Genomic DNA, 25,101 nt, shown 5'->3' with positions numbered 1-25,101 from the left:
CGTCGTGAAAGCAAACGGGCGTGCCAGACCCTAACTATCTGGCTCGATAGCTGACTTTGCACTCTGCAAACCAAATGAATTTGATAGGGAAGGAACATCTCAATGGCTATTACTAAAGACCAACTGATCGCCGATATCGCTGAAGCTATCGACGCGCCGAAAACTACCGCGCGTAACGCTCTGGACCAACTGGCTCAGATCGTTGCTGATCAATTGGAAAATGGCGGCGAAATCACTCTGCCAGGTATTGGCAAACTGAAAGTGACCGAGCGTCCTGCCCGTACTGGCCGTAACCCTTCGACTGGCGCAGCCATCGAAATCGCTGCCAAGAAAGTGATCAAGCTCGTTGTGGCCAAAGGCCTGACTGACGCTGTAAACAAGTAAGACACTTGTTAAAAAGCCGCGCCCCGGAGTGATCCGGAGCGCGGCTTTTTTGTGCGCGCAAGTTGGGGGGTTATTTCCAGTTCTTTTCGCGCCACAGTTGCTGCTGTTCTTTGTCGTGGAAGGTCCAGGCCACAAAGCGGCTTTGCTTGTTGCCCTGAGACATGTCCACCACCTGGCTCTCGCGCACACCGGCTTTTTTCAGGGCGGTCTGGATGGCGGGCAGGTTGGACGCCTTGGACACCAGTGTGCTGAACCACAGCACCTGACGGCCCACTTGCACGCTTTCGCGGATCAGCTGCGTGACAAAGCGCTGCTCGCCGCCTTCACACCACAACTCGGCGGCCTGGCCGCCAAAGTTCAGGACCGGCAACTTGCGTTTCGGGTCTGCCTTGCCCAGTGCGCGCCATTTACGCTCGCTGCCGCGCTGTGCTTCGTCCAGTGAGGCGTGGAACGGCGGGTTGCACATGCTCAGGTCAAAGCGTTCGCTGCTTTCCAGCACATCCAGCAGGATCTTCTGCGGGTTGGGCTGCTGGCGCAGGCTGATGGCTTTGTTCAGGCCATTGGATTGCACGATGGCCTTGGCCGCTTTCAGGGCGACGGTGTCAACTTCCGTGCCGAGGAACTGCCAGCGGTAATCGCTATGGCCGATCAACGGGTACACGCAGTTGGCGCCCATGCCGATGTCCAGCACGCGCACGCTCGGGCCACGCGGAATCACGCCGTCATTGAGGGTGGCCAGCAGGTCCGCCAGAAAGTGCACGTAATCGGCGCGCCCCGGGACTGGCGGGCACAGGTAGTCGGCCGGGATGTCCCAGTGGGCAATGCCGTAGAAGGCCTTGAGCAGGGCGCGGTTGAACACGCGCACGGCGTCCGGGTTGGCGAAGTCGATGCTCTCTTTGCCGTACGGGTTGATGATCACGAACTGGCCCAGTTCGGGGCACACCGAGATCAGCTGCGGGAAGTCGTAACGGCCCTGATGGCGATTGCGCGGGTGCAGGCTCGGTTTGACCCGCGGTGCGGCCGGCTTGGCTTCGCCGGGCGCCTTGGGTTTGTGGCGTGTGGCTTTGGAAGTGCGTGGGGTTGTCATGTTCAATTCATTCCACAAAAGCAATCGCGGGCAAGCCCCGAGGCTCCCTCAGGAGCATCAGGCCTTGCCCGCGATCAGGTGCGCAGCGTGTTTACAGGCTGGAAATCCGCGCGTGCTGTTCTGCCAACTTGCTCAAAGCCTGTTCGGCTTCGGCCAATTTGGCGCGTTCCTTGTCGATGACTTCGGCCGGGGCCTTGTCAACGAACGCGGCGTTGGAGAGTTTCCCGCCTACGCGGGCCACTTCGCCGTGCAAACGCTGGATTTCCTTGTCCAGGCGCGCCAGTTCTGCATCTTTGTCGATCAAGCCGGCCATCGGCACCAGCACTTCCATCTCGCCCACCAGAGCGGTGGCTGACAGAGGGGCTTCGGCGCCGTCTTGCAGCACGGTGATCGATTCGAGTTTAGCCAGCTTTTTCAGCAAGGCATCGTTCTCGGCCAGACGGCGCTGGTCTTCGGCGTTGACGTTTTTCACGTACAACTGCAACGGCTTGCCGGGACCGATGTTCATTTCGCCGCGGATGTTACGCACGCCGAGCATCAGGCCCTTGAGCCATTCGATGTCATCTTCGGCAGCCTGATCGATGCGTGCTTCGTTCGCCACCGGCCACGGTTGCAGCATGATGGTCTTGCCTTCAACGCCCGCCAGCGGCGCGATGCGCTGCCAGATTTCTTCGGTGATGAACGGCATGAACGGATGCGCCAGGCGCAACGCGACTTCCAGCACGCGCACCAGTGTGCGACGGGTACCGCGCTGACGTTCTACCGGCGCGTTTTCGTCCCACAGTACCGGCTTGGACAGTTCGAGGTACCAGTCGCAGTACTGGTTCCAGATGAACTCGTACAGGGCTTGTGCCGCGAGGTCGAAACGGAACTGGTCGAGGTGACGGGTCACTTCGGCTTCTGTGCGCTGCAACTGCGAAATGATCCAGCGATCGGCCAGCGACAATTCGTAGGCTTCGCCGTTCTGGCCGCAGTCTTCGCCCTTGTCCAGCACGTAACGGGCGGCGTTCCAGATCTTGTTGCAGAAGTTGCGGTAGCCTTCGACGCGACCCATGTCGAACTTGATGTCACGCCCGGTGGAGGCCAGCGAGCAGAAGGTGAAGCGCAGGGCGTCGGTGCCGTAGCTGGCGATGCCGTCCGCAAATTCGTCGCGGGTCTGCTTCTCGATTTTCTTCAGCAGCTTGGGCTGCATCAGGCCCGTGGTGCGTTTGGCCACCAGGTCTTCGAGTTCGATACCGTCGATGATGTCCAGCGGGTCCAGTACGTTGCCTTTGGACTTGGACATCTTCTGGCCCTGGCCGTCACGCACCAGGCCGTGAACGTACACGGTCTTGAACGGCACTTGCGGGGTGCCGTCTTCGTTTTTCACCAAATGCATGGTGAGCATGATCATCCGGGCTACCCAGAAGAAAATGATGTCGAAGCCGGTGACCAGCACGTCGGTCGAGTGGAAGGTTTTCAGCGCGTCGGTTTTTTCCGGCCAGCCAAGGGTGGAGAACGTCCACAGGCCCGAGCTGAACCAGGTGTCGAGCACGTCGTTGTCCTGTTGCAGCGCAACGTCCGGGCCCAGGTTGTTTTTGGCACGGACTTCGGCTTCGTCGCGACCGACATACACCTTGCCCGACTCGTCGTACCAGGCCGGGATCCGGTGGCCCCACCACAGCTGACGGCTGATGCACCAGTCCTGGATGTCACGCATCCACGAGAAGTACATGTTTTCGTATTGCTTGGGCACGAACGCGATGCGACCGTCTTCAACCGCGGCGATGGCCGGTTCGGCCAGCGGTTTGGTGGACACGTACCACTGGTCGGTCAGCCACGGCTCGATGATCGTGCCGGAACGGTCGCCCTTCGGTACTTTCAGGGCGTGGTCGTCAACGCTGACCAGCAGGCCGGCTTCGTCAAAGTCCGCGACGATCTGCTTGCGCGCTTCGAAGCGGTCCAGACCGGCGTATTTGGCCGGCAGGGTGCCGTCAATGGTCTCGTTCAGCGTGCCGTCAAGGTTGAACACTTGAGCGGCAGGCAAGACCTTGGCGTTTTTGTCGAAGATGTTTAGCAGCGGCAGGTTGTGGCGCTTGCCGACTTCGTAGTCGTTGAAATCGTGGGCCGGGGTGATTTTCACGCAGCCGGTGCCGAATTCAGGGTCGCAGTAATCGTCAGCGATGATCGGAATGCGGCGGCCAACCAGCGGCAGTTCGACGAACTTGCCGATCAGGGCCTGGTAGCGCTCATCGTTCGGGTTCACCGCAACGGCGGCGTCACCGAGCATGGTTTCGGGACGCGTGGTCGCCACGATCAGGTAGTCGTTGCCTTCAGCGGTCTTGGCGCCGTCGGCCAGCGGGTACTTGAGGTTCCACAGGAAACCTTTCTCGTCGTGGTTTTCCACTTCAAGGTCGGAAATCGCCGTGTGCAATTTGGTGTCCCAGTTGACCAGGCGCTTGCCACGGTAGATCAGGCCGTCTTCGTGCAGGCGAACGAACGCTTCTTTCACGGCTTCGGACAAGCCGTCGTCCATGGTGAAGCGCTCGCGGCTCCAGTCGACGGACGAGCCCAGGCGACGGATCTGACGGCTGATGTTGCCGCCGGACTGGTCTTTCCATTCCCAGATCTTATCGAGGAATTTCTCGCGACCCAGGTCGTGGCGGTTCAGGCCCTGGGCTTCGATTTGGCGTTCAACCAGCATTTGCGTCGCGATACCGGCGTGGTCGGTGCCCGGCTGCCACAGGGTGTTACGGCCCTGCATGCGGCGGAAACGGATCAAGGCGTCCATGATCGCGTTGTTGAAACCGTGCCCCATGTGCAGGCTGCCGGTAACGTTAGGCGGCGGGATCATGATGGTGTACGGGTCGCCCGCGCCTTGCGGGGCAAAATAGTTTTCTTCTTCCCAGGTTTTGTACCAGGAAGTTTCAATGGCGTGCGGCTGGTAGGTCTTATCCATGCGCGGCGGGACCCTATTGGCATTAATTCAGGAAAGCCGGCAAGTATAGCGGGGCGGGACGCATAGGGCGAGTTGTGCGCGGCGATTACAGGCCCTCGGGCGCTCAGGGATCGGGCATCAGTTTTGATGCTGGCTGATCAGGCGCTCCATGTGTGCGTCGAGGCGGCGTTTGATTTCGGATTCGATGTGCGGGGCGTAGTCGTTGATGACGTCTTGCATGATCGCTTGCGCGGCCGTGCGCAGCTCTCTGTCCAGATGGACCAGCAAGGCGTCGGGGGCCTTGTCGGCGGCAGGCGCACTGGCGAGCGGTGGTTGCGCGGCTGGCACGGGCGCGGGTGTGGGTTCAAAGACCTCGTCCAGCAAGGGGATCTGCGTGCCTTGTTCGCCGACCATCTCGGTCAGCAGCGGCGGTTGCAGGCCTTCGTCGTCCAGCAGTTGGCGAATGGACTCAAGATCATCGAGCAGGTGTGCAGCTTTTTTCGGCGAATTGGGGGTGTCCATCGTGTGCTCAGAGTCGTTGTAACTTGTGGTCTTGCAGAGGATAGCCCTGTTCACGGTAGAAACGGAAACTCTCCCGTGCCGCCAGTCGAACGGCGGGGTCTTCGACCACGACTTCCGCCACGCGGGCGAAACGCTTGAAGGATTCGGGGACTTTCAGGTCCAGATTGATCAGCAGGTCCTGATGGCTGGCAGGCGCATCGGCTATGCCCATGACGATCACGCCATCGGGTTCGTCTTCGGCGTGGCTATGGGGCACAAAACTCTCGCCCTTGAAGCGCCACAGGCGTTGATCGAGGTCGTCGCGCTGAGCCGCGTCGCTGCAGTGCAGGTACACCCGATGCCCGAGACGCCAGGCTTTTTCGGTGAGTTTGCAGGCGAAATCCAGCCGCGCTGCCGGGTCTGCGCTGGGCAGGATATAAAAGTCGACTTTGGTTTTTTCAGAGGTCATTGCGGTTCCTGAATCGGGGCTGCGCCGCCCTCAAGCGGCGCAGCCTGCGATCAACAGTGTCAAGCGTTGGCGCGATCGAGCAGGTATTGCGTCAGCAATGGCACGGGACGGCCGCTGGCGCCTTTGTCCTTGCCGCCACTGACCCAGGCCGTGCCCGCGATGTCCAGGTGAGCCCAGTGGTAGGCCTTGGCAAACCGCGACAGGAAGCAGCCCGCGGTGATGGCGCCGGCTTTCGGGCCACCGATGTTGGCCATGTCGGCAAACGGGCTGTCCAGTTGCTCCTGGTATTCGTCGAACAGCGGCAATGGCCATGCGCGGTCATCGGCTTGCTTGCCCGCGTCCAGCAGTTGCTCGATCAGTTCGTCGTTGTTGCCCATCAGGCCGGAGGTGTGCGCCCCGAGTGCGACCATGCAGGCGCCAGTCAGGGTGGCGATGTCGATCACCGCTTGTGGCTTGAAACGTTCGGCGTAGGTCAGGGCATCGCACAGCACCAGACGGCCTTCGGCATCGGTGTTGAGGATTTCAACGGTTTGACCGCTCATGGTGGTCACGATGTCGCCCGGACGGGCCGCGCCGCCACTGGGCATGTTTTCGGCGCAGGCCAGAATGCACACCAGATTGATCGGCAGTTTCAGTTCGAGCACGGCGCGCAGGGTGCCGAAAACGCTGGCAGCGCCGCCCATGTCGTACTTCATTTCATCCATGCCCGCGCCCGGCTTGAGGCTGATGCCGCCGGTGTCGAAGGTGATGCCTTTGCCCACCAAGACAAACGGTTTTTCGGATTTCTTGCCGCCCGCATAGTTCATCACGATCAGGCGGGGCGGTTGGTCGCTGCCCTGGCCAACGGCGTAGAACGCGCCCATGCCCAGGTCCTTGATTTTCTTTTCGTCGAGAATCTCGACCTTCAGGCCCTTGAACGTCTTGCCCAAGGTTTTGGCCTGTTCGGCCAGGAACGTCGGGTGGCAGATGTTCGGCGGCAGGTTGCCCAGGTCGCGGGTGAAGGACATGCCAGCAGCAATGGCTTGGGCGTGGGTCACGGCCAGTTGCACTTCAGCCTGCGCGGCCTTGATGGTCAGCAGGGTGATTTTTTTCAAGGCGCGGGGTTCAGCTTTCTGGCTTTTGAATCGGTCGAACGTGTAGTCGCCGTCTGCCAGGGTTTCGGCCAGCAGGCGCGTTTTGCCGTAGCTGTCGCGGCCCTTGACCACCAGTTCGTCGAGGGCAAAGACCGCCTCGCTGCCACCCAGGCCTTTAAGGACGCTCAGGGCGCCGCTGATGATTTTCCGGAACGGGCGGTCGCCCAATTCTTCGTCTTTACCCGTGCCCACTAGCAACACGCGCTCGGCTTTGATGTTGGGCAGGGTATGCAGCAACAGGCTTTGGCCGGTCTTACCGGCGAGGTCGCCGCGCTTGAGGACTGCGCTGATCGCGCCGCCGGTGAGTTCGTCGAGGGCCTTGGCGGTCGGGCCGAGCTTGCGGCCTTCGCCGACGGCGACCACGAGAGTGGCCGTTTTCAACGTTTCTGGGCTAACGCTTTTTACAACCAGTTCCATGTCCGGGTCCCTGAATCAAATGGTCAACGTGCGCACAAACGCGTGGGTTTGAGTGCTTATGGATGAAACGCTTCACCTGCCTAAGCTGGGCTGCGTCTAGTCGGGCAGTTTGAACCCCGTCGGTCGCGGCTGACAACCCTTGCGTGGCCTGCAATGGCTGCTTTGTAACCTTGGGTAAGCAAGCGCAGTGACAGGCGAGGTCATTCACAGGATAATGCGCCATCTTTTTAGTCGGCCCGGCTCATCTATGATGAATGCCTGACCCACTGGTAACGCCGCTTGTTTGGCCGCCTTAGCCTGACGACCCTGGAGTGTCTGGTTTGATCGTCTTCCGTTATTTGTCCCGCGAAGTCCTGCTTACATTGAGCGCTGTCAGCGCTGTGCTGCTGGTCATCATCATGAGCGGTCGCTTCATCAAGTACCTGGCACAGGCTGCCTCTGGCGCTCTGGACCCGGGTTCCCTGTTCCTGATCATGGGCTTCCGTCTGCCGGGCTTCATGCAGCTGATTCTGCCGTTGGGGCTGTTTCTCGGTATTTTGCTGGCCTATGGCCGTCTGTACCTCGAAAGCGAAATGACCGTGCTTTCGGCCACGGGCATGAGCCAGCAGCGCCTGCTGGGCCTGACCATGATTCCGGCGGCGTTCGTGGCCCTGATCGTGGCCTGGCTGAGCCTGAGCCTGGCGCCGCAGGGTGCGAACCAGTTTCAGCTGTTGCTGAACAAGCAAGATGCACTGACCGAGTTCGACACGCTGGTGCCTGGCCGCTTCCAGGCGTTGAGCGACGGTTCGCGCGTGACCTACACCGAAGAGCTGACCAACGACCGGACCAACCTTTCGGGCGTGTTCATCTCGCAAAAAAGCCTGGGTCAGGACGCCAAGGACCGTAGCATCTCGGTGCTGGTGGCCGAAACAGGCCATCAGGAAGTCCGTCCCGATGGCAGTCGCTGGCTGATTCTCAATAACGGCTACCGCTATGACGGTAACCCGGGTCTGGCCGATTACCGCGCGATCAAGTACGACACCTATGGCGTGCTGTTGCCCAAGCCCGATGCCAGTGATGAAGTGACCGACCGCGACGCCATCCCGACCCTCGACCTGATTGGCAACCCCGAGCCGCGGGCCATTGCCGAGTTGCAATGGCGTATTTCATTGCCACTGCTGGTGTTTATCGTGACCCTCATTGCCGTGCCGCTGTCACGCGTCAACCCGCGTCAGGGCCGCTTCCTCAAGCTGTTGCCGGCGATTCTTCTTTATATGGGTTACCTGACCATTCTGATTTCGGCCCGCGGCGCCCTGGAAAAAGGCAAGCTGTCGCCCACCCTGGGGTTGTGGTGGGTGCATGCGCTGTTCCTGGCCATTGGCCTGTTGTTGCTGTACTGGGAGCCGCTGCGCTTGAAGCTGGCTAGTCGCCGTAGCGTGAAGGAGATGACGCGTGGGTAAGCTCGACCGCTACATCGGTAGCAGCGTCTTTTTGGCGATCCTGGCTGTGCTGGGCATTATTTTGGGGTTGGCGTCGCTGTTCGCGTTCATCGACGAGACGGGCAGCATCAGCGACAGCTATACCGTGATGGATGTTCTCAGCTATGTACTGCTGACAGCACCGCGGCGTATGTATGACATGTTGCCAATGGCGGCGCTGATCGGCTGCCTGATCGGGCTGGGCAGTCTGGCCAGCAACAGCGAGCTGACCATCATGCGTGCGGCCGGGGTGTCCATCGGCCGTATCGTGTGGTCGGTCATGAAGCCCATGCTGGTGCTGATGGTTGCCGGTGTGCTGGTAGGCGAGTACGTGGCGCCTGCCACTGAAACCATGGCGCAGGCCAATCGGGCGCTGGCGCTGGGCAGCGGTGATGCGCAAAGCTCCAAGCACGGTTTGTGGCACCGTCAGGGTGAAGAGTTCATCCACATCAACGCCGTTCAGCCGAACGGTACGCTGTTTGGCGTAACCCGCTACCGCTTTGATGAAGAGCGCCACATGCTGTCGTCGAGCTTTGCCAAAAAAGCAGAGTTTGACCAAGATCACTGGCAGCTCACGGATGTGAGTACCACGCTGTTCCACGACCGCAGCACTGAAGTGGTCAGCGCACCGGTCGAGCGTTGGGACGTGGCCTTGAGCCCGCAGTTGCTCAACACCGTGGTGATGGCCCCTGAGTCGCTGTCAATCAGCGGTCTGTGGAATTACATCCATTACCTGAAAGACCAGGGTTTGAACAACGGTCGTTACTGGCTGGCATTTTGGGTCAAGGTGTTGCAGCCGCTGGTCACTGCCGCGCTGGTGTTGATGGCGATCTCCTTCATTTTCGGCCCGTTGCGCTCGGTGACCCTGGGGCAGCGGGTGTTTACCGGCGTGCTGGTGGGCTTCACGTTCAAGATCGCGCAAGACCTGCTGGGGCCGTCCAGTCTGGTGTTTGGCTTCTCCCCGCTGTTTGCGGTGATATTGCCAGCCCTCATTTGCGCCCTGGCGGGCGTCTGGCTGTTGCGACGGGCGGGTTGATCGACCTGTAAAGCTCGAACCAAAAGCCTCTGTCCCGCGACAGGGGCTTTTTTGTGGGGGAGCATTGGCCTGTAAACGTGACGCTCGTCGCGATCACAGGTACAATTCCCGGCTATTTTTCGGCGGGCAGTCTGCCTGCGACTTTTTTGAGTGTTGACCCGTGAGTGATTTGAGTCATATCCGCAATTTCTCCATCATCGCCCACATTGACCATGGCAAGTCGACGCTGGCCGATCGTTTCATCCAGATGTGCGGCGGCCTGACTGCCCGTGAAATGGAAGCCCAGGTGCTGGACTCCATGGACCTCGAGCGTGAGCGCGGGATCACCATCAAGGCCCACAGCGTTACTCTGTATTACAAGGCGCAAGACGGTAATACCTACCAGTTGAACTTCATTGATACCCCCGGCCACGTTGACTTCACCTATGAAGTCAGCCGTTCGCTGGCGGCCTGTGAAGGTGCCTTGCTGGTGGTCGATGCGGGGCAGGGCGTAGAGGCCCAGTCCGTCGCCAACTGCTACACCGCTATCGAGCAGGGCCTTGAGGTCATGCCGGTTCTGAACAAGATCGACCTGCCGCAAGCCGATCCTGATCGGGTGAAGGAAGAAATCGAGAAGATCATCGGTATCGATGCCACCGACGCCGTAACGTGCAGCGCCAAGACCGGCCTGGGCGTCGATGAAGTGCTCGAGCGTCTGGTGCACACCATTCCTGCACCGACCGGCAACATCGAAGATCCGCTGCAAGCGTTGATCATCGACTCCTGGTTCGACAACTACCTGGGCGTTGTGTCCCTGGTTCGCGTGCGCCACGGCCGTGTGAAAAAGGGCGACAAGATTCTGGTCAAGTCCACCGGCAAGATCCACCTGGTGGACAGCGTCGGTGTATTCAACCCCAAGCACACGGCGACCGCCGACCTCAAAGCCGGTGAAGTAGGTTTCATCATCGCGGGTATCAAGGACATTCACGGCGCGCCAGTGGGCGACACCCTGACCTTGAGTTCCACCCCGGATGTGGACGTCCTGCCCGGCTTCAAACGCATTCAGCCGCAGGTGTACGCCGGTCTGTTCCCGGTCAGCTCCGACGACTTCGAAGACTTCCGCGATGCACTGCAAAAGCTCACGCTGAACGACTCGTCGCTGCAATACACCCCGGAAAGCTCCGACGCACTGGGCTTCGGCTTCCGTTGCGGCTTCCTCGGCATGCTGCACATGGAGATCATTCAGGAGCGCCTGGAGCGCGAGTACGACCTGGACCTGATCACCACCGCGCCAACCGTTATTTTCGAGTTGCTGCTCAAGACCGGTGAAACGATTTACGTCGACAACCCGTCCAAGCTGCCGGACCTTTCCATGATTGAAGACATGCGCGAGCCTATCGTGCGTGCCAACATTCTTGTGCCTCAAGAGCACCTGGGCAACGTCATTACCCTGTGCATTGAGAAGCGTGGCGTTCAACACGACATGCTGTTCCTGGGCACACAGGTACAAGTGACCTACGATTTGCCGATGAACGAAGTGGTTCTGGACTTCTTCGACCGTCTCAAATCCACCAGTCGCGGCTATGCTTCGCTCGATTACCACTTTGACCGTTACCAGTCTGCCAACCTGGTGAAGCTCGACGTGCTGATCAACGGTGAGAAGGTCGATGCACTGGCCTTGATCGTTCACCGTGACAACGCTCACTACAAAGGGCGTGCACTGACCGAAAAAATGAAAGAACTGATTCCGCGTCAGATGTTCGATGTCGCCATTCAGGCCGCCATTGGCGGGCAGATTGTGGCGCGAACCACTGTCAAGGCACTCAGAAAGAACGTACTGGCCAAATGCTACGGTGGTGACGTTAGCCGTAAGCGCAAGCTGTTGGAAAAGCAAAAGGCCGGTAAAAAACGCATGAAGCAAGTGGGTAACGTGGAAATTCCACAAGAAGCCTTCCTTGCAGTGCTCAGGTTGGATAGTTAGGTCCTATGTCACTAAATTTCCCGCTGTTGCTGGTCATTGCTGTAGCCGTCTGCGGTTTGCTGGCGCTGCTCGATCTGGTCTTCCTGGCGCCTCGCCGGCGCAAGGCTGTTGCCAACTATCAGGCCAGCGTCCAGCCGGCCGATATGCAGGTGGTCGAGAAGCTCAACAAGGAACCGCTGCTGGTTGAATACGGCAAGTCGTTTTTCCCGGTGTTGTTCATCGTGCTGGTGCTGCGTTCGTTTCTGGTTGAGCCGTTCCAGATTCCGTCCGGCTCGATGAAGCCGACGCTGGACGTAGGCGACTTCATTTTGGTGAACAAGTTTTCTTACGGGATCCGCCTGCCGGTGATCGACAAGAAAGTCATCGAAGTGGGTGATCCGCAGCGGGGCGATGTGATGGTGTTCCGCTACCCGAGCGATCCGACCGTCAACTACATCAAGCGTGTAGTGGGCCTGCCGGGCGACAAAATCCGTTACACCAGCGACAAGAAGCTCTACGTCAACGATCAATTGGTTGCCGAGACGCTGGTGGGGGCCGAGCCCGGCACGCTGGGCAGCGCCCAACTGTACAAAGAAAAGCTGGGCGAAGTGGAGCACATGATCCGCAAGGAAATGAGCCGCTACCGCACACCGCCTGATCATGAATGGACGGTTCCGGCCGGGCATTACTTCATGATGGGTGACAACCGCGACAATTCGAACGACAGCCGTTATTGGGATGATCCGAACATTCCCAAAGACGAGCTGGGCATGGTCCCCGACAAGAATATCGTCGGCAAGGCCTTCGCTGTTTGGATGAGCTGGCCCGAACCGAAAATGAGCCATTTGCCGAACTTCTCGCGAGTGGGTCTGATCAAGTAGCCAAAACGGCGCTGTTAATAACAGCGCCGAATGCTTTTCAGGTGGCCGTATAAATCGGCGGCCTGACGGTTCTTACAACCGCCGTGCAGCGTCAGGCACGGCGGCAACAGTATTCAGGATGTGGATTTGAACAAAGCGTTAAGTGCGACGGCGGCGAACAGCCTGTTCCCCGTCCATTTGCTATGCGATAAACGAGCATCACTGATCCCTAATATCGGTCCGGTGGTGACATTCGGCCACGAACTCAACGTGGGTAAATCGTGAGTTTTTCATTAAGTCGTTTAGAGCAGCAGCTCGGTTACACCTTCAAGGACCAGGAACTGATGGTTCTGGCCCTCACACACCGCAGCTTCGCGGGGCGCAATAATGAGCGTCTTGAGTTTCTCGGTGATGCGATCCTCAATTTTGTAGCCGGTGAAGCGCTGTTTGATCGCTTCCCGCTGGCTCGCGAAGGCCAGCTGTCGCGTTTACGTGCCCGTCTGGTCAAGGGGGAAACCCTCGCCGTACTGGCCCGTGGTTTCGAGTTGGGCGAGTACCTGCGCCTGGGCTCGGGCGAGCTGAAAAGCGGCGGGTTCCGTCGCGAGTCGATTCTGGCCGATGCCCTTGAAGCGCTGATCGGCGCCATCTACCTGGATGCGGGCATGGAAGTGGCCCGCGACCGCGTACTGGCCTGGCTGGCCAGCGAGTTCGAGACGTTGACCCTGGTCGACACCAACAAAGATCCGAAAACCCGACTGCAAGAGTTCCTGCAGTCGCGTGCCTGTGAGCTGCCGCGTTATGAAGTGGTGGATATCCAGGGCGAACCGCATTGCCGCACCTTCTTTGTAGAGTGCGAAATTGCCTTATTGAATGAAAAAAGCCGGGGTCAGGGTGTGAGCCGTCGCATTGCCGAACAGGTAGCGGCCGCTGCAGCACTGATTGCCCTTGGCGTGGAGAATGGCCATGACTGATTCAACTGCAACACGCTGTGGCTATGTCGCCATTGTTGGCCGACCAAACGTGGGTAAGTCCACGCTGCTGAACCATATCCTCGGTCAAAAGCTGGCGATCACTTCGCGCAAGCCGCAAACCACTCGTCACAACATGCTCGGCATTAAAACCGAAGGCAGTGTGCAGGCGGTTTACGTCGACACCCCGGGCATGCACAAGGGTGGCGAGAAAGCCCTGAACCGCTACATGAACAAAACCGCTTCGGCAGCGTTGAAAGACGTCGACGTGGTGATCTTTGTCGTGGACCGCACCAAATGGACCGACGAAGACCAGATGGTACTGGAGCGCGTGCAGTACGTGACCGGCCCGCTGATCGTGGCGTTGAACAAGACCGATCGCATCGAAGACAAAGCCGAGATGATGCCGCACCTGAGCTGGCTGCAGGCGCAACTGCCGAACGCGCAGATCATCCCGATCTCGGCTCAGCACGGCCATAACCTGGACGCGCTTGAGCGTGTGATTGCCGATCACCTGCCGGAAAACGAGCATTTCTTCCCTGAAGACCAAATCACCGACCGCAGCAGCCGCTTCTTGGCCGCCGAGCTGGTCCGCGAAAAGATCATGCGCCAGATGGGTGCAGAACTGCCGTACCAGATCACCGTCGAGATCGAAGAGTTCAAGCAGCAGGGCAAAACCCTGCATATCCATGCCTTGATTCTGGTGGAGCGTGACGGCCAGAAAAAAATCATCATTGGCGACAAAGGTGAGCGCATCAAGCGTATTGGCACTGAAGCGCGCAAGGACATGGAGCTGCTGTTCGACTCCAAAATCATGCTTAACCTGTGGGTGAAGGTGAAGGGTGGCTGGTCCGACGACGAGCGCGCCCTGCGTTCGTTGGGCTACGGCGACCTGTAACGGCAGCTTTTCATTCCCCCCGTTCCTGCAGGAACGGGGGGGAGCAGCAGTGCTGCGCAGATGTGCTTTTACTTCCAGTCCCTCTTGCTCAAGAGGCAAGGTGAGGGCGCTTTTCGTTTTCACAGAGGCGTGCCTGCCATGTCCAGTTCCCCCCCCACCGCGCAACTTGCCTACGTCCTGCACAGCCGCCCCTACCGTGAAACCAGTGCGCTGGTGGATTTCATCACGCCGCAGGGGCGTTTGCGGGCAGTGCTGCGCAGTGCGCGGGGCAAGGCCGGTTCGCTGGCGCGGCCTTTTGTCCCTCTGGAAATCGAGTTTCGCGGGCGCGGCGAGCTGAAAAACGTCGGGCGCATGGAGAGCGCCGGGGTGTCCACCTGGCTCAATGGCGAAGCGTTATTCAGCGGTCTTTATCTCAATGAATTGTTAGTGCGCTTGCTACCGGCTGAAGACCCGCACCCTGCGGTCTTTGATCACTACGCAGCCACCCTCCTGGCGTTGGCCGAAGGTCGACCGCTGGAACCTCTGCTACGGGCCTTCGAATGGCGCTTGCTGGATGATTTGGGGTACGGGTTTTCGCTTTCTCGGGACATTCAGGGTGAGCCGATAGCCAGTGACGGCATGTACCGTTTGCAGGTGGATGCCGGGCTGGAGCGCATTTATCTGGTACAGCCGGGGTTGTTTCACGGCGCTGAGCTACAGGCCATGGCCGAGGCTGACTGGACCACAGCGGGTGCGTTGTCGGCGGCCAAGCGTTTGATGCGCCAGGCATTGGCGGTTCACTTGGCGGGCAAGCCCCTGGCCAGTCGTGAGTTGTTTCGCAAGCCCTGAATAGACCGGTATGCTGTGCGCCGAATCTTCAACTCTTCAGGAGAGCCCTCGTGACCCAAAGCAATCGCATCCTTCTCGGCGTGAATATCGACCACGTAGCCACGCTGCGTCAGGCTCGGGGCACGCGTTACCCTGATCCGGTCAAGGCCGCGCTGGACGCTGAAGAGGCGGGCGCCGATGGCATCACCGTGCACTTGCGTGAAGACCGCCGTCACATTCAAGAGCGCGACGTGTTGTTGCTCAAGGATGTGCTGCAAACCCGCATGAATTTCGAGATGGGCGTGACCGAAGAAATGATGGCGTTTGCCGAGCGCATTCGTCCGGCGCACATCTGTCTGGTGCCTGAAACCCGTCAGGAACTGACCACGGAGGGTGGATTGGACGTGGCGGGGCAGGAAGCCCGGATTAAAGCAGCGGTTGAGCGCTTGAGCCGGATTGGCTGTGAAGTGTCGCTGTTCATCGATGCCGATGAGCGTCAGATCGAGGCATCGAAGCGAGTCGGTGCGCCGGCGATTGAATTGCACACCGGTCGGTATGCCGATGCGCAAACCCCCGCCGAGGTGGCGCAAGAACTGCAACGGGTAGCGCAAGGCGTGGCCTGTGGTCTGGCTCAAGGGCTGATCGTCAATGCCGGGCATGGCCTGCATTACCACAACGTTGAGGCTGTGGCCGCCATCAAAGGCATCAATGAGCTGAACATCGGTCATGCGTTGGTGGCACATGCCCTGTTCGTAGGCTTCAAGTCGGCCGTCTCGGAAATGAAAGCGTTGATTGTGGCAGCCGCCAGGCACTGAGGGCATTTACGCTTTCAAGCAGCGCAAACCGCGCGGTGCGGGTGCGACAGGCACTTGATCGCCGGATAAGCCGCCTCGAACCGCAGCAGCAATGAAGAGCCGCAGCTACAGCTGGGGTTCTTCTTTGGGCTTGGTCTTGTCGATGCCGGGAATGTGCAGCTTGCTGTCAGCCGCCTGGTCGCCTTCAAGCTGCGGCTGCGTGGCCCATGTCAGGATGTCGTAGTAACGACGGATGTTGGCCACAAAATGCACAGGCTCGCCGCCGCGGGCGTAGCCATAACGGGTTTTGCTGTACCACTGCTTCTGCGCAAGGCGGGGCAGCATCTTTTTGACGTCCAGCCACTTGTTCGGGTTCAGGCCTTCTTTCTTGGCCAGTTTGCGTGCGTCTTCCAGATGCCCGCCGCCGACGTTGTAGGCTGCCAGGGCAAACCAGGTACGATCCGGCTCCTGGATGTCGTCGTCCAGCTCGCTTTTGATCAGCGCCAGGTACTTAGCGCCGCCCTGAATGCTTTGCTTGGCATCCAGCCGATTGGCCACACCCATGGCCTGCGCCGTATTCTGCGTCAGCATCATCAGCCCGCGAACACCGGTTTTTGAGGTGACAGTCGGTTGCCACAGCGACTCCTGGTAGCCCATCGCCGCCAGCAGGCGCCAGTCGATGCCTTCTTTCTTGGCGGCATCCTTGAAGAATTTTTCGTACTTGGGCAAGCGCTGCTGCAAGTGCTGGGCGAAGGTGTAGGCGCCCACATAACCCAGTACGTCCACGTGGCCGTAGTAACGGTCCTTGAGGCGCTGCAGCGTGCCGTTCTTTTCGACCTTGTCCAGATAAGCATTGATCTCGTTCAGCAGGCTGTTGTCTTCGCCTGCCATCACCGCCCAGCGCTGGCTGCGGGCGTCACCCAGATCAAACGCTACGCGCACATTGGGAAAATACACCTGGTTCATGGCCACTTCGTTGGAGTCCACCAGGGTCAGGTCGATTTGCCCCTCATCGACCATGCGCAACAGGTCGACCACTTCCACGGCGTCGGATTCGTCGTATTCAATGCCAGGGTATTGTTTCTTCAGTTCGGCAAGCTGTTCTGCGTGGGAACTGCCTTTAAGGACGGTAATACGTTTGCCTACCAGATCAGCGGCAGAGGTAGGGCGCGACTGCCCATTGCGGTAGATGATCTGGGGCGTGACTTCGAGGTAAGGGTGGGAAAACTTGGCTTGTTTGAGTCGATTCTCGCTGCTGACCAGTCCGGCAGCAGCCAGCACAGGGCCGTCAGGCTGGCCCAACTGGGTAAACATGTCATCCAGGTTGTCAGCGGTCTCGATTTTGAGTTCGACACCCAAGTCATCGGCAAAGCGTTTGACCAGCTCGTATTCGAAGCCGGTTTCACCGTTGCGGTCTTCAAAGTAAGTGGCCGGGCTGTTACGAGTAATGACCCGCAGTACCCCGTCCTCCTTTACACGCTCCAGAGTGCTGGGTTTTTCAACGCAGGCACCGAGCATCAGGAAGAGTCCGGTTGCGAGGAGCCATTTGGCGCAGCGCGGGCGGATTGCTGATAGAGAAAACATGCGCGCAGTATACGCAAAGCAGGGCGGGTGCCATATCTCGACAATATGTAGCCATTCTGATAACAACCCTCAAAACCGCTCAAACCCCTGTGAAATGGGGGGTTGAGGGGGCTTTAAAGAGCTGAATCGACCAGCCGCACGCGCGCTGATAGCCACAAAGAATAAGGCCCTGATCGATTAACGACGTTTGGCGTGCGCTTGGTGTGCCGTTTCGGGTGCCGAGGCCAACGGTTTACGTTAGAATGCCGGGCCTCAAAGCACACCCCTCCCGAGGCTGTCCCGAAGATGTTGATCCTGCGCGGCGCTCCTGCCCTTTCTGCCTTTCGCCACAACAAACTTCTCGCACAACTGAGCCAAAAGGTTCCAGCTGTCAGCGGTTTGTACGCTGAATTCGCCCACTTCGCCGATGTTAAAGGCGAATTGACCAGCGACGAGCAACTGGTACTGGCTCGTCTCCTCAAGTACGGTCCAAGTGTGCCGGTTCAAGAGCCGAGTGGCCGACTGTTCCTGGTGTTGCCGCGGTTTGGCACCATCTCGCCCTGGTCGAGCAAGGCCAGCGACATTGCCCGTAACTGTGGCCTGGCCAAGATCCAGCGCCTGGAACGCGGCATTGCTTTCTATGTGGCCGGTCAATTCAGTGACGCCCAGGCGCAACTGATTGCCGACGCCTTGCATGACCGCATGACGCAAATCGTGTTGGGCAACCTGGAGCAGGCTGCCGGTCTGTTCAGCCATGCCGAACCCAAGCCGCTGACGGCGATTGACGTGCTGGGTGGCGGGCGTGCTGCGCTGGAGAAAGCCAACGTCGAGCTGGGCCTGGCGCTGGCAGAAGACGAAATCGACTATCTGGTCAATGCCTTCAACGGTCTGGGCCGCAACCCGCATGACATCGAACTGATGATGTTTGCCCAGGCCAACTCCGAGCATTGCCGCCACAAGATTTTCAACGCCAGTTGGGACATCGACGGCCAAAATCAGGAAAAAAGCCTGTTTGGCATGATCAAAAACACCTACGTGATGCACAGCGAAGGTGTTCTGTCGGCTTATAAAGACAACGCGTCGGTCATTGTCGGCAGCGTGGCTGGCCGCTTCTTCCCGAACCCTGATACCCGCCAGTACGGTGCGGTGCAGGAGCCGGTGCACATCTTGATGAAAGTCGAGACCCACAACCACCCGACCGCCATTGCACCGTTCCCCGGGGCGGCCACCGGCTCGGGCGGCGAAATTCGCGACGAAGGTGCCACCGGTCGTGGCGCCAAGCCAAAGGCCGGGCTCACCGGTTTCACCGTATCCAACCTGCAAATCCCGGGCTTTGAACAGCCGTGGGAAGTGCCGTACGGCAAGCCGGAGCGCATCGTCAACGCGCTGGACATCATGATTGAAGGCCCATTGGGCGGCGCCGCGTTCAACAACGAATTCGGCCGTCCGGCACTGACCGGCTACTTCCGCACGTTCGAGCAATCGATCAGCACGCCCCATGGCGACGAAGTACGCGGTTATCACAAGCCGATCATGCTGGCGGGCGGCATGGGCAACATCCGCGCCGAACACGTTCAAAAAGGCGAAATCACGGTCGGTTCCAAACTGATCGTGCTGGGCGGCCCGGCCATGCTTATCGGTCTGGGCGGCGGTGCTGCGTCTTCTATGGCCACCGGCGCAAGCTCGGCGGACCTGGACTTCGCATCGGTGCAGCGCGAAAACCCGGAAATGGAACGCCGTTGCCAAGAAGTGATCGACCGCTGCTGGCAGCTGGGTGACAAGAACCCGATCAGTTTCATCCATGACGTGGGTGCGGGCGGCCTGTCCAATGCGTTCCCCGAGCTGGTGAACGATGGCGACCGGGGTGGCCGTTTCGAACTGCGCAACATTCCGAACGACGAGCCGGGCATGGCCCCGCACGAAATCTGGAGCAACGAGTCTCAGGAACGTTACGTACTGGCTGTGGGCGTTGAGGACTTCGAGCGTTTCCAGGCCATCTGTGAACGCGAGCGTTGCCCGTTTGCTGTGGTCGGTGAGGCCACGGCCGAGCCGCAACTGACCGTCACCGACAGCCACTTCGGTAACAACCCGGTGGACATGCCGCTGGAAGTACTGCTCGGCAAGGCGCCCCGCATGCACCGTTCTGCCGTGCGCGAGCAGGAACTGGGCGATGATTTCGACCCGGCGACCTTGAGCATTGGCGAGTGCGTCGAGCGCGTTCTGCATCACCCGGCGGTGGCCAGCAAAAGTTTCCTGATCACCATTGGCGACCGCACCATTACCGGTCTGGTCGCGCGCGATCAAATGGTTGGCCCTTGGCAAGTGCCGGTGGCTGACGTGGCCGTCACCGCCACCAGTTTTGACGTCTACACCGGCGAAGCCATGGCCATGGGCGAGCGTACACCGCTGGCCCTGCTGGATGCGCCGGCCTCGGGCCGCATGGCCATCGGCGAGACCCTGACCAACATTGCAGCGTCGCGCATTGGCAAGCTGTCCGACATCAAAATGTCGGCCAACTGGATGTCCGCTGCCGGTCATCCGGGTGAAGACGCCCGTCTGTTCGACACCGTGAAAGCGGTCGGCATGGAGTTGTGCCCTGAGCTGGGGATTACCATCCCGGTCGGCAAAGACTCGATGTCGATGCAAACCCGCTGGAACGAAGAGGGGACCGAGAAGAGCGTGACCTCGCCGCTGTCGCTGGTGGTCACCGGTTTTGCTCCGGTGGTGGATATTCGCCAGACCCTGACCCCCGAATTGCGCATGGACAAAGGCCTGACGGACCTGATCCTGATCGACCTGGGCCGTGGCCAGAACCGCATGGGGGCGTCCATCCTGGCGCAAACCTACGGCAAGCTGGGCAAGCAGGCGCCAGACGTCGACGACGCCGAAGACCTCAAAGCCTTCTTCGCTGTGATCCAGGGCCTCAATGCCGACGGCCATTTGCTGGCTTACCACGACCGTTCCGACGGTGGCCTGATGACCAGCGTGCTGGAAATGGCCTTCGCCGGTCATTGCGGCTTGAACCTGACCCTCGATTGCCTGACGCAAAACGCCAGTGAAATCCCGGCCATCCTGTTCAACGAAGAATTGGGCGCGGTGATTCAGGTGCGTCAGGATGCGACGGCCGAAGTGCTGGCTCAGTTCAGCGTTGCAGGCCTGGGTGAGTGCGTGGCCGTGATCGGCCAGCCGCTGAACAACAGCGAAGTCACCATCAGCCTTAAGGGCGAGACGGTGTTCGAAGGTCAGCGCGGTTCCCTGCAGCGTCAGTGGGCACAAACCAGCTACCAGATCCAGCGCCTGCGTGATAACGCCGAGTGCGCCGATCAGGAATTCGACGTGCTGTTGGAAGAAGACAATCCGGGCCTGACGGTCAAGCTCGGCTTTGACGTCAACCACAACATCAGCGCGCCTTACATCAAGAAGGGCATTCGCCCGCAAGTGGCGGTACTGCGTGAGCAGGGCGTCAACGGCCAGGTTGAAATGGCCGCAGCGTTTGACCGTGCCGGTTTCAACGCCATTGACGTGCACATGAGCGACATTCTGGCCGGCCGTGTCGACCTGAACGAATTCAAAGGCATGGTGGCTTGCGGTGGCTTCTCTTACGGTGACGTACTGGGCGCCGGTGAAGGCTGGGCCAAGTCGGCACTGTTCAACACCCGTGCGCGGGATGCGTTCCAGAGCTTCTTCGAGCGTTCCGACAGCTTCTCGCTGGGCGTGTGCAACGGTTGCCAGATGATGTCCAACCTCAGCGAACTGATCCCGGGCAGCGAGTTGTGGCCGCACTTTGTGCGCAACCGCTCCGAGCAGTTCGAAGCCCGTGTCGCCATGGTGCAGGTGCAGGAGTCGAACTCGATCTTCCTGCAAGGCATGGCCGGATCGCGCATGCCAATCGCCATTGCCCACGGCGAAGGTCATGCTGAATTCGCCAGCGAAGAAGCCATGTTGCAAGCGGACCTGTCTGGTGCCGTGGCACTGCGTTTCGTCGATAACCACGGTAAAGTCACTGAAAGCTACCCGGCCAACCCGAACGGTTCGCCGCGCGGGATTACCGGTCTGACCAGCCGTGACGGTCGTGTGACTATCATGATGCCGCACCCGGAGCGTGTATTCCGCGCCGTACAAAACTCGTGGCGCCCTGAAGAGTGGAACGAAGATGCGCCTTGGTTGCGCATGTTCCGTAACGCTCGCGTCTGGGTGGATTAAGCGCGATGTACAAGCTCAGCTTTTTCGTGCCTCCCAGCCATGTGGATGGGGTCAAGGATGCCGTGTTCGCTGCCGGTGGCGGTCGCATCGGCAACTACGACCACTGCGCCTGGCAGACCATGGGCCAGGGCCAGTTTCGTGCGCTGGACGGCAGTCAGCCGTTCATCGGGCAAACCGGCGCGGTCGAGTATGTCGGGGAATGGAAGGTTGAGCTGGTAGTGGCCGATGATCTGATCAAGGCGGTGGTGGCTGCGCTCAAGCTCAGCCACCCGTACGAAACGCCTGCCTATGAAGTGTGGCGCCTGGCGGACATCTAGCTTGGCACTGCAACAAAAAGCCCGCTGAACCGGTAACGGTCAGCGGGCTTTTTGTTGCGTAGAGCCTGGTGCTTAGGGGCGAATTTCGACCATCGTGCCGTCTTTGGTCAGGTTCCACACTTCACGCATTTCATAGTTCTTCATGGCGATGCAGCCATCGGTCCAGTCCAGCGTATGAAACAGGTTCTCCGGGTTTTCTTCGGTGTCGGGCGTGCCGTGAATCATGATCATTGACCCCGGGCTCACCCCTTCGCGGCGGGCCTGTGCGGCATCGCTGATGTTGGGGTAGGAGATGTGCATGGCGAGGTTGAACTTCTCGCTTTTCTTGCGCCAGTCGACCCAATACAGGCCTTCCGGGGTGCGCTTGTCACCTTCACGGGTTTTCGGCCCCTTGGGTTGCTTGCCCAATGAAATGCGGTACGTGCGAATCGGTTTGCCGTTGCTGATCAACTGCAGCTGGCGAGCCGACTTGAGCACCAGGATTTTTTCCACCGGGGCAGACGCGCGGGCGGGCTGCGACGAACGATGGGGCTGGATCACTTCATTTTTATCGACGGGTTTGCCGTTGATGGTGACGACAACGGCGGCTTGGCACGTAACAGCAAATGACAGGCAGAGTGCGGTAAACAACCAACGCATGGAGCGGTATCCCTAGAGGTGCAGTGGGGGTGACGGGCACTGTATTTATTGTTGAGGTTTGATCAGGCCTGCCAAGGGCGGCACGGCTTCGCTGCGCACCGGATAGACCTGCCCCGGCCGGTCAGCGAAAAAGCATTCTAAGGTACGGCTGACCGTGCGAAAAGCCAGCTCTGACCAAGGGATGTCGGCTTCGTCGAACAGGCGCACTTCAAGGCTCTCTTCACCGGCCGCAAAGTCGCGGTTGAGCAGTTCGGCACGGTAGAAAATATGCACCTGATTGATGTGCGGTACATCGATCAAGGTATAGATGCTCAGGTTCGCGACTTCGGCACAGGCTTCTTCGCGGGTTTCGCGTTGCGCGGCCTGCTCAACGGTTTCTCCGTTTTCCATAAAACCGGCGGGCAGCGTCCAGAACCCTTTGCGCGGTTCGATCGCACGCCTGCACAGCAAGACTTGAGTGCCCCACGTCGGAACGCACCCGGCAACGATGTTCGGGTTTTGGTAATGAATGGTCTGGCAGTGGTCGCACACGTAGCGCAGGCGCGAATCACCCTGCGGGATATGTTGGCTGACGGAATGGCCGCACTGGCTGCAAAATTTCATGCTGAGCTCTCTGGTGTGGCGCCTATCTTGGCGGTTCTGGCGGGCCTTGGGCAAGTGCCGCATGGCGTGCTGCGACAGTGTGGGGCTTGGGTGCTTTGGGTGATTTGGTGCATGATGCCCGATAAGTGACGGATCGAGATGACCTATGCTGGACGAGCTGCTTGGCCGCGTGAGCCGCTATACCCCGCGAACGCTGGTGACAGAGCGCAATTTCCCCGAGGCTGCGGTGTTGCTGCCCGTGACCCGCAGTGATGAGCCTGAATTGATTTTGACCCTGCGCGCCAGCGGCCTCTCAACCCATGGTGGCGAGGTGGCATTCCCCGGAGGTCGACGTGACCCCGAGGATCCGGACCTTGTGTTCACGGCCCTGCGCGAAGCTGAAGAAGAAATCGGCCTGCCGCCGGGGCTGGTCGAAGTCATTGGTCCGCTGAGCCCGTTGATCTCCCTGCACGGCATTCGAGTGACGCCCTTCGTCGGGGTTGTGCCGGACTATGTGGAATACCTGGCCAACGATGCGGAAATCGCGGCCGTGTTCAGCGTGCCCCTGGATTTCTTTCGCCAGGACCCGCGCGAACACACGCACCGTATCGACTATCAGGGCCGCAGTTGGTATGTGCCGAGTTACCGCTTCGGTGTGTACAAAATCTGGGGGCTGACCGCGATCATGATCGTTGAGTTAATGAACCTGCTCTATGACGACGTGAATATCAACCTGCACACCCCGCCAGAGCGCTTTATCACCTTCTAGAACCCTGCTCACAGGGTCATGCCTGCCTTGAGGACTTTGCCATGAAATACCGTTTGGGCGACGCGTGCGTCGACACTCACCCTGACAGCTGGACCGCGCCCACTGCCACGTTGATCGGTCGCGTCCGGCTCGAAGAGGGCGCCAGCGTGTGGTTCAACGCCGTTTTACGCGGCGATAACGAGCTGATTCTCATCGGCAAGGACAGCAACGTGCAGGACGGCGCCGTGATGCACACCGACATGGGCTACCCGCTGACCCTGGGCACGGGCGTGACCATTGGTCATAACGCCATGCTGCATGGCTGCACGGTCGGCGACTACAGCCTGATCGGGATCAACGCCGTGATCCTCAACGGCGCCAAGATTGGTAAGCACTGCATCATCGGAGCCAATTCCCTGATTGGCGAAGGCAAGGTCATACCCGACGGTTCGCTGGTCATGGGGTCGCCCGGCAAAGTGGTCCGCGACCTCACTGACGAGCAGAAAGCGTTGCTGCAAGCCAGTGCGGCCCATTATGTGAAAAATGGCCAGCGGTACGCCCGCGACCTTGAAGAGCAGTCATCGTGAATGATCCACAGCGCCCGGTGGCGTCTCCCTGCGTGAACATTTGCGCACTGGACGACGATGACGTGTGCACGGGCTGCCAGCGCACCGTGGCTGAAATCACCCGTTGGAGCCGCATGACCAACGCTGAGCGTCGCGACGTGCTGGTGTTGTGCCATGAGCGGGCCACCTCCCGTGGCGTGATGTGGATGCTGAACGGCCCGGTCTGAGCGGCGTAGTCGCTGCGCCAGCGACTACAAATACAGGCATGACTCAAGTACCCTGTGCGCCTTGCCCACAGGTGTCTCCCGTTACCATGTTGTTTCTCGTCGCTTATATCGCCAGCGTTGTGCTCATCAACTACGCGTTTTCCACGGCGCCGCACCTGGACATCATCTGGTCGGCCTGGGGCGGGCTGGTATTTGTCCTGCGCGACATGGTGCAAACCCGCTTTGGTCATGGCGCCATTGCGGCCATGCTGGCGGCACTGGTGCTGTCGTACGTCACTTCAGACCCTTCCATTGCCCTGGCCAGCGCCACCGCGTTTGCCGTGTCCGAGTGCATTGACTGGCTGGTGTTCAGCCTCACCAGGCGCCCGTTGCACGACCGGCTATGGATCAGCTCCGCGCTGAGTATCCCGATCGATACCTTCATTTTCTTCGGCATGATCGATGCGTTTACCCCCGGCGTGATCCTGACCGCCATGGGCTCCAAGTTCGCGGGCGTGACCTGCGTGTGGCTGGCCATGGCTTGGCGAATGCGCAAAGCAGCGGCCCGATAAGGTCACGCGGCCCGGATCATGTAAAATGCCGGCCTTTC

23 protein-coding genes are annotated in these 25,101 nt (G+C 59.7%); 15 read left to right on the top strand and 8 right to left on the bottom strand.

Annotation, left to right across the window (positions count from 1 at the left end; translation table 11 throughout):
• The first annotated feature begins 102 nt into the window (after window positions 1-102).
• Complete coding sequence (locus V6F78_RS14615) at window positions 103-384, top strand: HU family DNA-binding protein (RefSeq protein WP_003440137.1); 282 nt, start codon at window positions 103-105, stop codon at window positions 382-384.
• Between the two features lie 70 nt (window positions 385-454).
• Here V6F78_RS14615 and rlmF read toward each other — a convergent pair whose 3' ends face one another.
• The 5 genes from rlmF to V6F78_RS14590 all read right to left on the bottom strand — a co-directional run bounded on the left by rlmF (window position 455) and on the right by V6F78_RS14590 (window position 6,908).
• Window positions 455-1,471 carry a 23S rRNA (adenine(1618)-N(6))-methyltransferase RlmF gene (gene rlmF / locus V6F78_RS14610; protein ID WP_314398401.1) on the bottom strand — a complete coding sequence of 339 codons (1,017 nt, stop codon included), beginning with the start codon at window positions 1,469-1,471 and terminating at the stop codon, window positions 455-457.
• Between the two features lie 91 nt (window positions 1,472-1,562).
• The gene (locus tag V6F78_RS14605; RefSeq protein ID WP_047277411.1) at window positions 1,563-4,409 is read right to left on the bottom strand and encodes a valine--tRNA ligase; all 2,847 of its coding nucleotides are present in this window, start codon (window positions 4,407-4,409) and stop codon (window positions 1,563-1,565) included.
• 117 nt (window positions 4,410-4,526) lie between these two features.
• Window positions 4,527-4,910: a hypothetical protein gene (locus V6F78_RS14600; RefSeq protein ID WP_047277409.1), complete on the bottom strand. Its 384-nt coding sequence runs from the start codon at window positions 4,908-4,910 to the stop codon at window positions 4,527-4,529.
• 7 nt (window positions 4,911-4,917) lie between these two features.
• Window positions 4,918-5,358, bottom strand: coding sequence for a DNA polymerase III subunit chi (locus V6F78_RS14595; protein ID WP_047277408.1), 441 nt, complete (start codon window positions 5,356-5,358; stop codon window positions 4,918-4,920).
• Between the two features lie 59 nt (window positions 5,359-5,417).
• Window positions 5,418-6,908 (bottom strand): leucyl aminopeptidase, encoded by a 1,491-nt coding sequence (locus tag V6F78_RS14590; protein WP_047278353.1) that lies wholly within the window; start codon window positions 6,906-6,908, stop codon window positions 5,418-5,420.
• 320 nt (window positions 6,909-7,228) lie between these two features.
• On the opposite strand from V6F78_RS14590, the gene lptF reads away from it, so the two are divergent.
• The 8 genes from lptF to pdxJ all read left to right on the top strand — a co-directional run bounded on the left by lptF (window position 7,229) and on the right by pdxJ (window position 15,688).
• Window positions 7,229-8,347, top strand: a complete 1,119-nt coding sequence (lptF, locus tag V6F78_RS14585) for an LPS export ABC transporter permease LptF (protein ID WP_047277403.1) — start codon at window positions 7,229-7,231, stop codon at window positions 8,345-8,347.
• Window positions 8,340-9,401 carry an LPS export ABC transporter permease LptG gene (lptG, locus tag V6F78_RS14580; protein WP_094990352.1) on the top strand — a complete coding sequence of 354 codons (1,062 nt, stop codon included), beginning with the start codon at window positions 8,340-8,342 and terminating at the stop codon, window positions 9,399-9,401. The genes lptF and lptG overlap by 8 nt, the downstream gene beginning before the upstream one ends.
• A 160-nt stretch (window positions 9,402-9,561) precedes the next feature.
• A complete protein-coding gene (gene lepA / locus V6F78_RS14575) occupies window positions 9,562-11,361 on the top strand; it encodes a translation elongation factor 4 (protein ID WP_047277399.1) in 1,800 nt (599 codons plus the stop codon).
• A 5-nt stretch (window positions 11,362-11,366) separates the two neighbouring features.
• Complete coding sequence (gene lepB, locus V6F78_RS14570; RefSeq protein ID WP_047277397.1) at window positions 11,367-12,221, top strand: signal peptidase I; 855 nt, start codon at window positions 11,367-11,369, stop codon at window positions 12,219-12,221.
• A 260-nt stretch (window positions 12,222-12,481) separates the two neighbouring features.
• Entirely contained in the window at window positions 12,482-13,171 is a 690-nt protein-coding gene (rnc, locus tag V6F78_RS14565) for a ribonuclease III (protein WP_047278350.1), read from the top strand.
• On the top strand, window positions 13,164-14,066 hold the full coding sequence (gene era, locus V6F78_RS14560) for a GTPase Era (RefSeq protein WP_047277393.1): 903 nt from the start codon (window positions 13,164-13,166) through the stop codon (window positions 14,064-14,066). The genes rnc and era overlap by 8 nt, the downstream gene beginning before the upstream one ends.
• A 138-nt stretch (window positions 14,067-14,204) precedes the next feature.
• Complete coding sequence (recO, locus tag V6F78_RS14555) at window positions 14,205-14,894, top strand: DNA repair protein RecO (protein ID WP_047295201.1); 690 nt, start codon at window positions 14,205-14,207, stop codon at window positions 14,892-14,894.
• A gap of 50 nt (window positions 14,895-14,944) precedes the next feature.
• Window positions 14,945-15,688 carry a pyridoxine 5'-phosphate synthase gene (gene pdxJ / locus V6F78_RS14550; RefSeq protein ID WP_047278346.1) on the top strand — a complete coding sequence of 248 codons (744 nt, stop codon included), beginning with the start codon at window positions 14,945-14,947 and terminating at the stop codon, window positions 15,686-15,688.
• Between the two features lie 105 nt (window positions 15,689-15,793).
• On the opposite strand, the gene mltF is transcribed toward pdxJ, so the two are convergent.
• Complete coding sequence (gene mltF / locus V6F78_RS14545; protein WP_047277387.1) at window positions 15,794-17,251, bottom strand: membrane-bound lytic murein transglycosylase MltF; 1,458 nt, start codon at window positions 17,249-17,251, stop codon at window positions 15,794-15,796.
• A gap of 285 nt (window positions 17,252-17,536) precedes the next feature.
• On the opposite strand from mltF, the gene purL reads away from it, so the two are divergent.
• Both purL and V6F78_RS14535 read left to right on the top strand, forming a co-directional pair.
• Entirely contained in the window at window positions 17,537-21,433 is a 3,897-nt protein-coding gene (purL, locus tag V6F78_RS14540) for a phosphoribosylformylglycinamidine synthase (RefSeq protein WP_047278344.1), read from the top strand.
• Window positions 21,434-21,438: 5 nt separating this feature from the next.
• Window positions 21,439-21,750 carry a Nif3-like dinuclear metal center hexameric protein gene (locus tag V6F78_RS14535; RefSeq protein WP_047295195.1) on the top strand — a complete coding sequence of 104 codons (312 nt, stop codon included), beginning with the start codon at window positions 21,439-21,441 and terminating at the stop codon, window positions 21,748-21,750.
• A gap of 72 nt (window positions 21,751-21,822) precedes the next feature.
• On the opposite strand, the gene V6F78_RS14530 is transcribed toward V6F78_RS14535, so the two are convergent.
• On the bottom strand, window positions 21,823-22,389 hold the full coding sequence (locus V6F78_RS14530) for a L,D-transpeptidase family protein (protein WP_047277381.1): 567 nt from the start codon (window positions 22,387-22,389) through the stop codon (window positions 21,823-21,825).
• A 45-nt stretch (window positions 22,390-22,434) separates the two neighbouring features.
• Window positions 22,435-22,992, bottom strand: coding sequence for an NUDIX hydrolase (locus tag V6F78_RS14525; RefSeq protein WP_047277380.1), 558 nt, complete (start codon window positions 22,990-22,992; stop codon window positions 22,435-22,437).
• 145 nt (window positions 22,993-23,137) lie between these two features.
• Between V6F78_RS14525 and V6F78_RS14520 the strand changes: the two genes are divergently transcribed.
• The 4 genes from V6F78_RS14520 (at window position 23,138) to V6F78_RS14505 (ending at window position 25,063) form a co-directional block, all read left to right on the top strand.
• On the top strand, window positions 23,138-23,740 hold the full coding sequence (locus V6F78_RS14520) for a CoA pyrophosphatase (protein ID WP_047277378.1): 603 nt from the start codon (window positions 23,138-23,140) through the stop codon (window positions 23,738-23,740).
• A gap of 41 nt (window positions 23,741-23,781) precedes the next feature.
• Window positions 23,782-24,306, top strand: a complete 525-nt coding sequence (locus V6F78_RS14515; protein ID WP_047277376.1) for a gamma carbonic anhydrase family protein — start codon at window positions 23,782-23,784, stop codon at window positions 24,304-24,306.
• Entirely contained in the window at window positions 24,303-24,512 is a 210-nt protein-coding gene (locus V6F78_RS14510; protein WP_070412518.1) for a DUF1289 domain-containing protein, read from the top strand. Before V6F78_RS14515 ends, V6F78_RS14510 begins: the two co-directional genes overlap by 4 nt.
• Before the next feature lie 86 nt (window positions 24,513-24,598).
• Window positions 24,599-25,063, top strand: coding sequence for a VUT family protein (locus tag V6F78_RS14505; protein WP_047277372.1), 465 nt, complete (start codon window positions 24,599-24,601; stop codon window positions 25,061-25,063).
• The last annotated feature ends 38 nt before the right edge of the window (window positions 25,064-25,101 follow it).

The sequence above is a fragment of the Pseudomonas sp. ESBL9 genome, from assembly GCF_036668715.1.
Taxonomy (GTDB): Bacteria; Pseudomonadota; Gammaproteobacteria; order Pseudomonadales; family Pseudomonadaceae; genus Aquipseudomonas; species Aquipseudomonas lundensis.
This window is presented reverse-complemented; position numbering and strand designations above follow the sequence as displayed.

What these genes read in the sequence shown, in the direction of transcription:
- V6F78_RS14615 (WP_003440137.1), top strand. Translation starts at nt 103, where the DNA reads ATGGCTATTACTAAAGACCAACTGATCGCCGATATCGCTGAAGCTATC.
- rlmF (WP_314398401.1), bottom strand. Translation starts at nt 1,471, where the DNA reads ATGACAACCCCACGCACTTCCAAAGCCACACGCCACAAACCCAAGGCG.
- V6F78_RS14605 (WP_047277411.1), bottom strand. Translation starts at nt 4,409, where the DNA reads ATGGATAAGACCTACCAGCCGCACGCCATTGAAACTTCCTGGTACAAA.
- V6F78_RS14600 (WP_047277409.1), bottom strand. Translation starts at nt 4,910, where the DNA reads ATGGACACCCCCAATTCGCCGAAAAAAGCTGCACACCTGCTCGATGAT.
- V6F78_RS14595 (WP_047277408.1), bottom strand. Translation starts at nt 5,358, where the DNA reads ATGACCTCTGAAAAAACCAAAGTCGACTTTTATATCCTGCCCAGCGCA.
- V6F78_RS14590 (WP_047278353.1), bottom strand. Translation starts at nt 6,908, where the DNA reads ATGGAACTGGTTGTAAAAAGCGTTAGCCCAGAAACGTTGAAAACGGCC.
- lepB (WP_047277397.1), top strand. Translation starts at nt 11,367, where the DNA reads ATGTCACTAAATTTCCCGCTGTTGCTGGTCATTGCTGTAGCCGTCTGC.
- era (WP_047277393.1), top strand. Translation starts at nt 13,164, where the DNA reads ATGACTGATTCAACTGCAACACGCTGTGGCTATGTCGCCATTGTTGGC.
- recO (WP_047295201.1), top strand. Translation starts at nt 14,205, where the DNA reads ATGTCCAGTTCCCCCCCCACCGCGCAACTTGCCTACGTCCTGCACAGC.
- mltF (WP_047277387.1), bottom strand. Translation starts at nt 17,251, where the DNA reads ATGTTTTCTCTATCAGCAATCCGCCCGCGCTGCGCCAAATGGCTCCTC.
- purL (WP_047278344.1), top strand. Translation starts at nt 17,537, where the DNA reads ATGTTGATCCTGCGCGGCGCTCCTGCCCTTTCTGCCTTTCGCCACAAC.
- V6F78_RS14535 (WP_047295195.1), top strand. Translation starts at nt 21,439, where the DNA reads ATGTACAAGCTCAGCTTTTTCGTGCCTCCCAGCCATGTGGATGGGGTC.
- V6F78_RS14530 (WP_047277381.1), bottom strand. Translation starts at nt 22,389, where the DNA reads ATGCGTTGGTTGTTTACCGCACTCTGCCTGTCATTTGCTGTTACGTGC.
- V6F78_RS14525 (WP_047277380.1), bottom strand. Translation starts at nt 22,992, where the DNA reads ATGAAATTTTGCAGCCAGTGCGGCCATTCCGTCAGCCAACATATCCCG.
- V6F78_RS14520 (WP_047277378.1), top strand. Translation starts at nt 23,138, where the DNA reads ATGCTGGACGAGCTGCTTGGCCGCGTGAGCCGCTATACCCCGCGAACG.
- V6F78_RS14515 (WP_047277376.1), top strand. Translation starts at nt 23,782, where the DNA reads ATGAAATACCGTTTGGGCGACGCGTGCGTCGACACTCACCCTGACAGC.
- V6F78_RS14505 (WP_047277372.1), top strand. Translation starts at nt 24,599, where the DNA reads ATGTTGTTTCTCGTCGCTTATATCGCCAGCGTTGTGCTCATCAACTAC.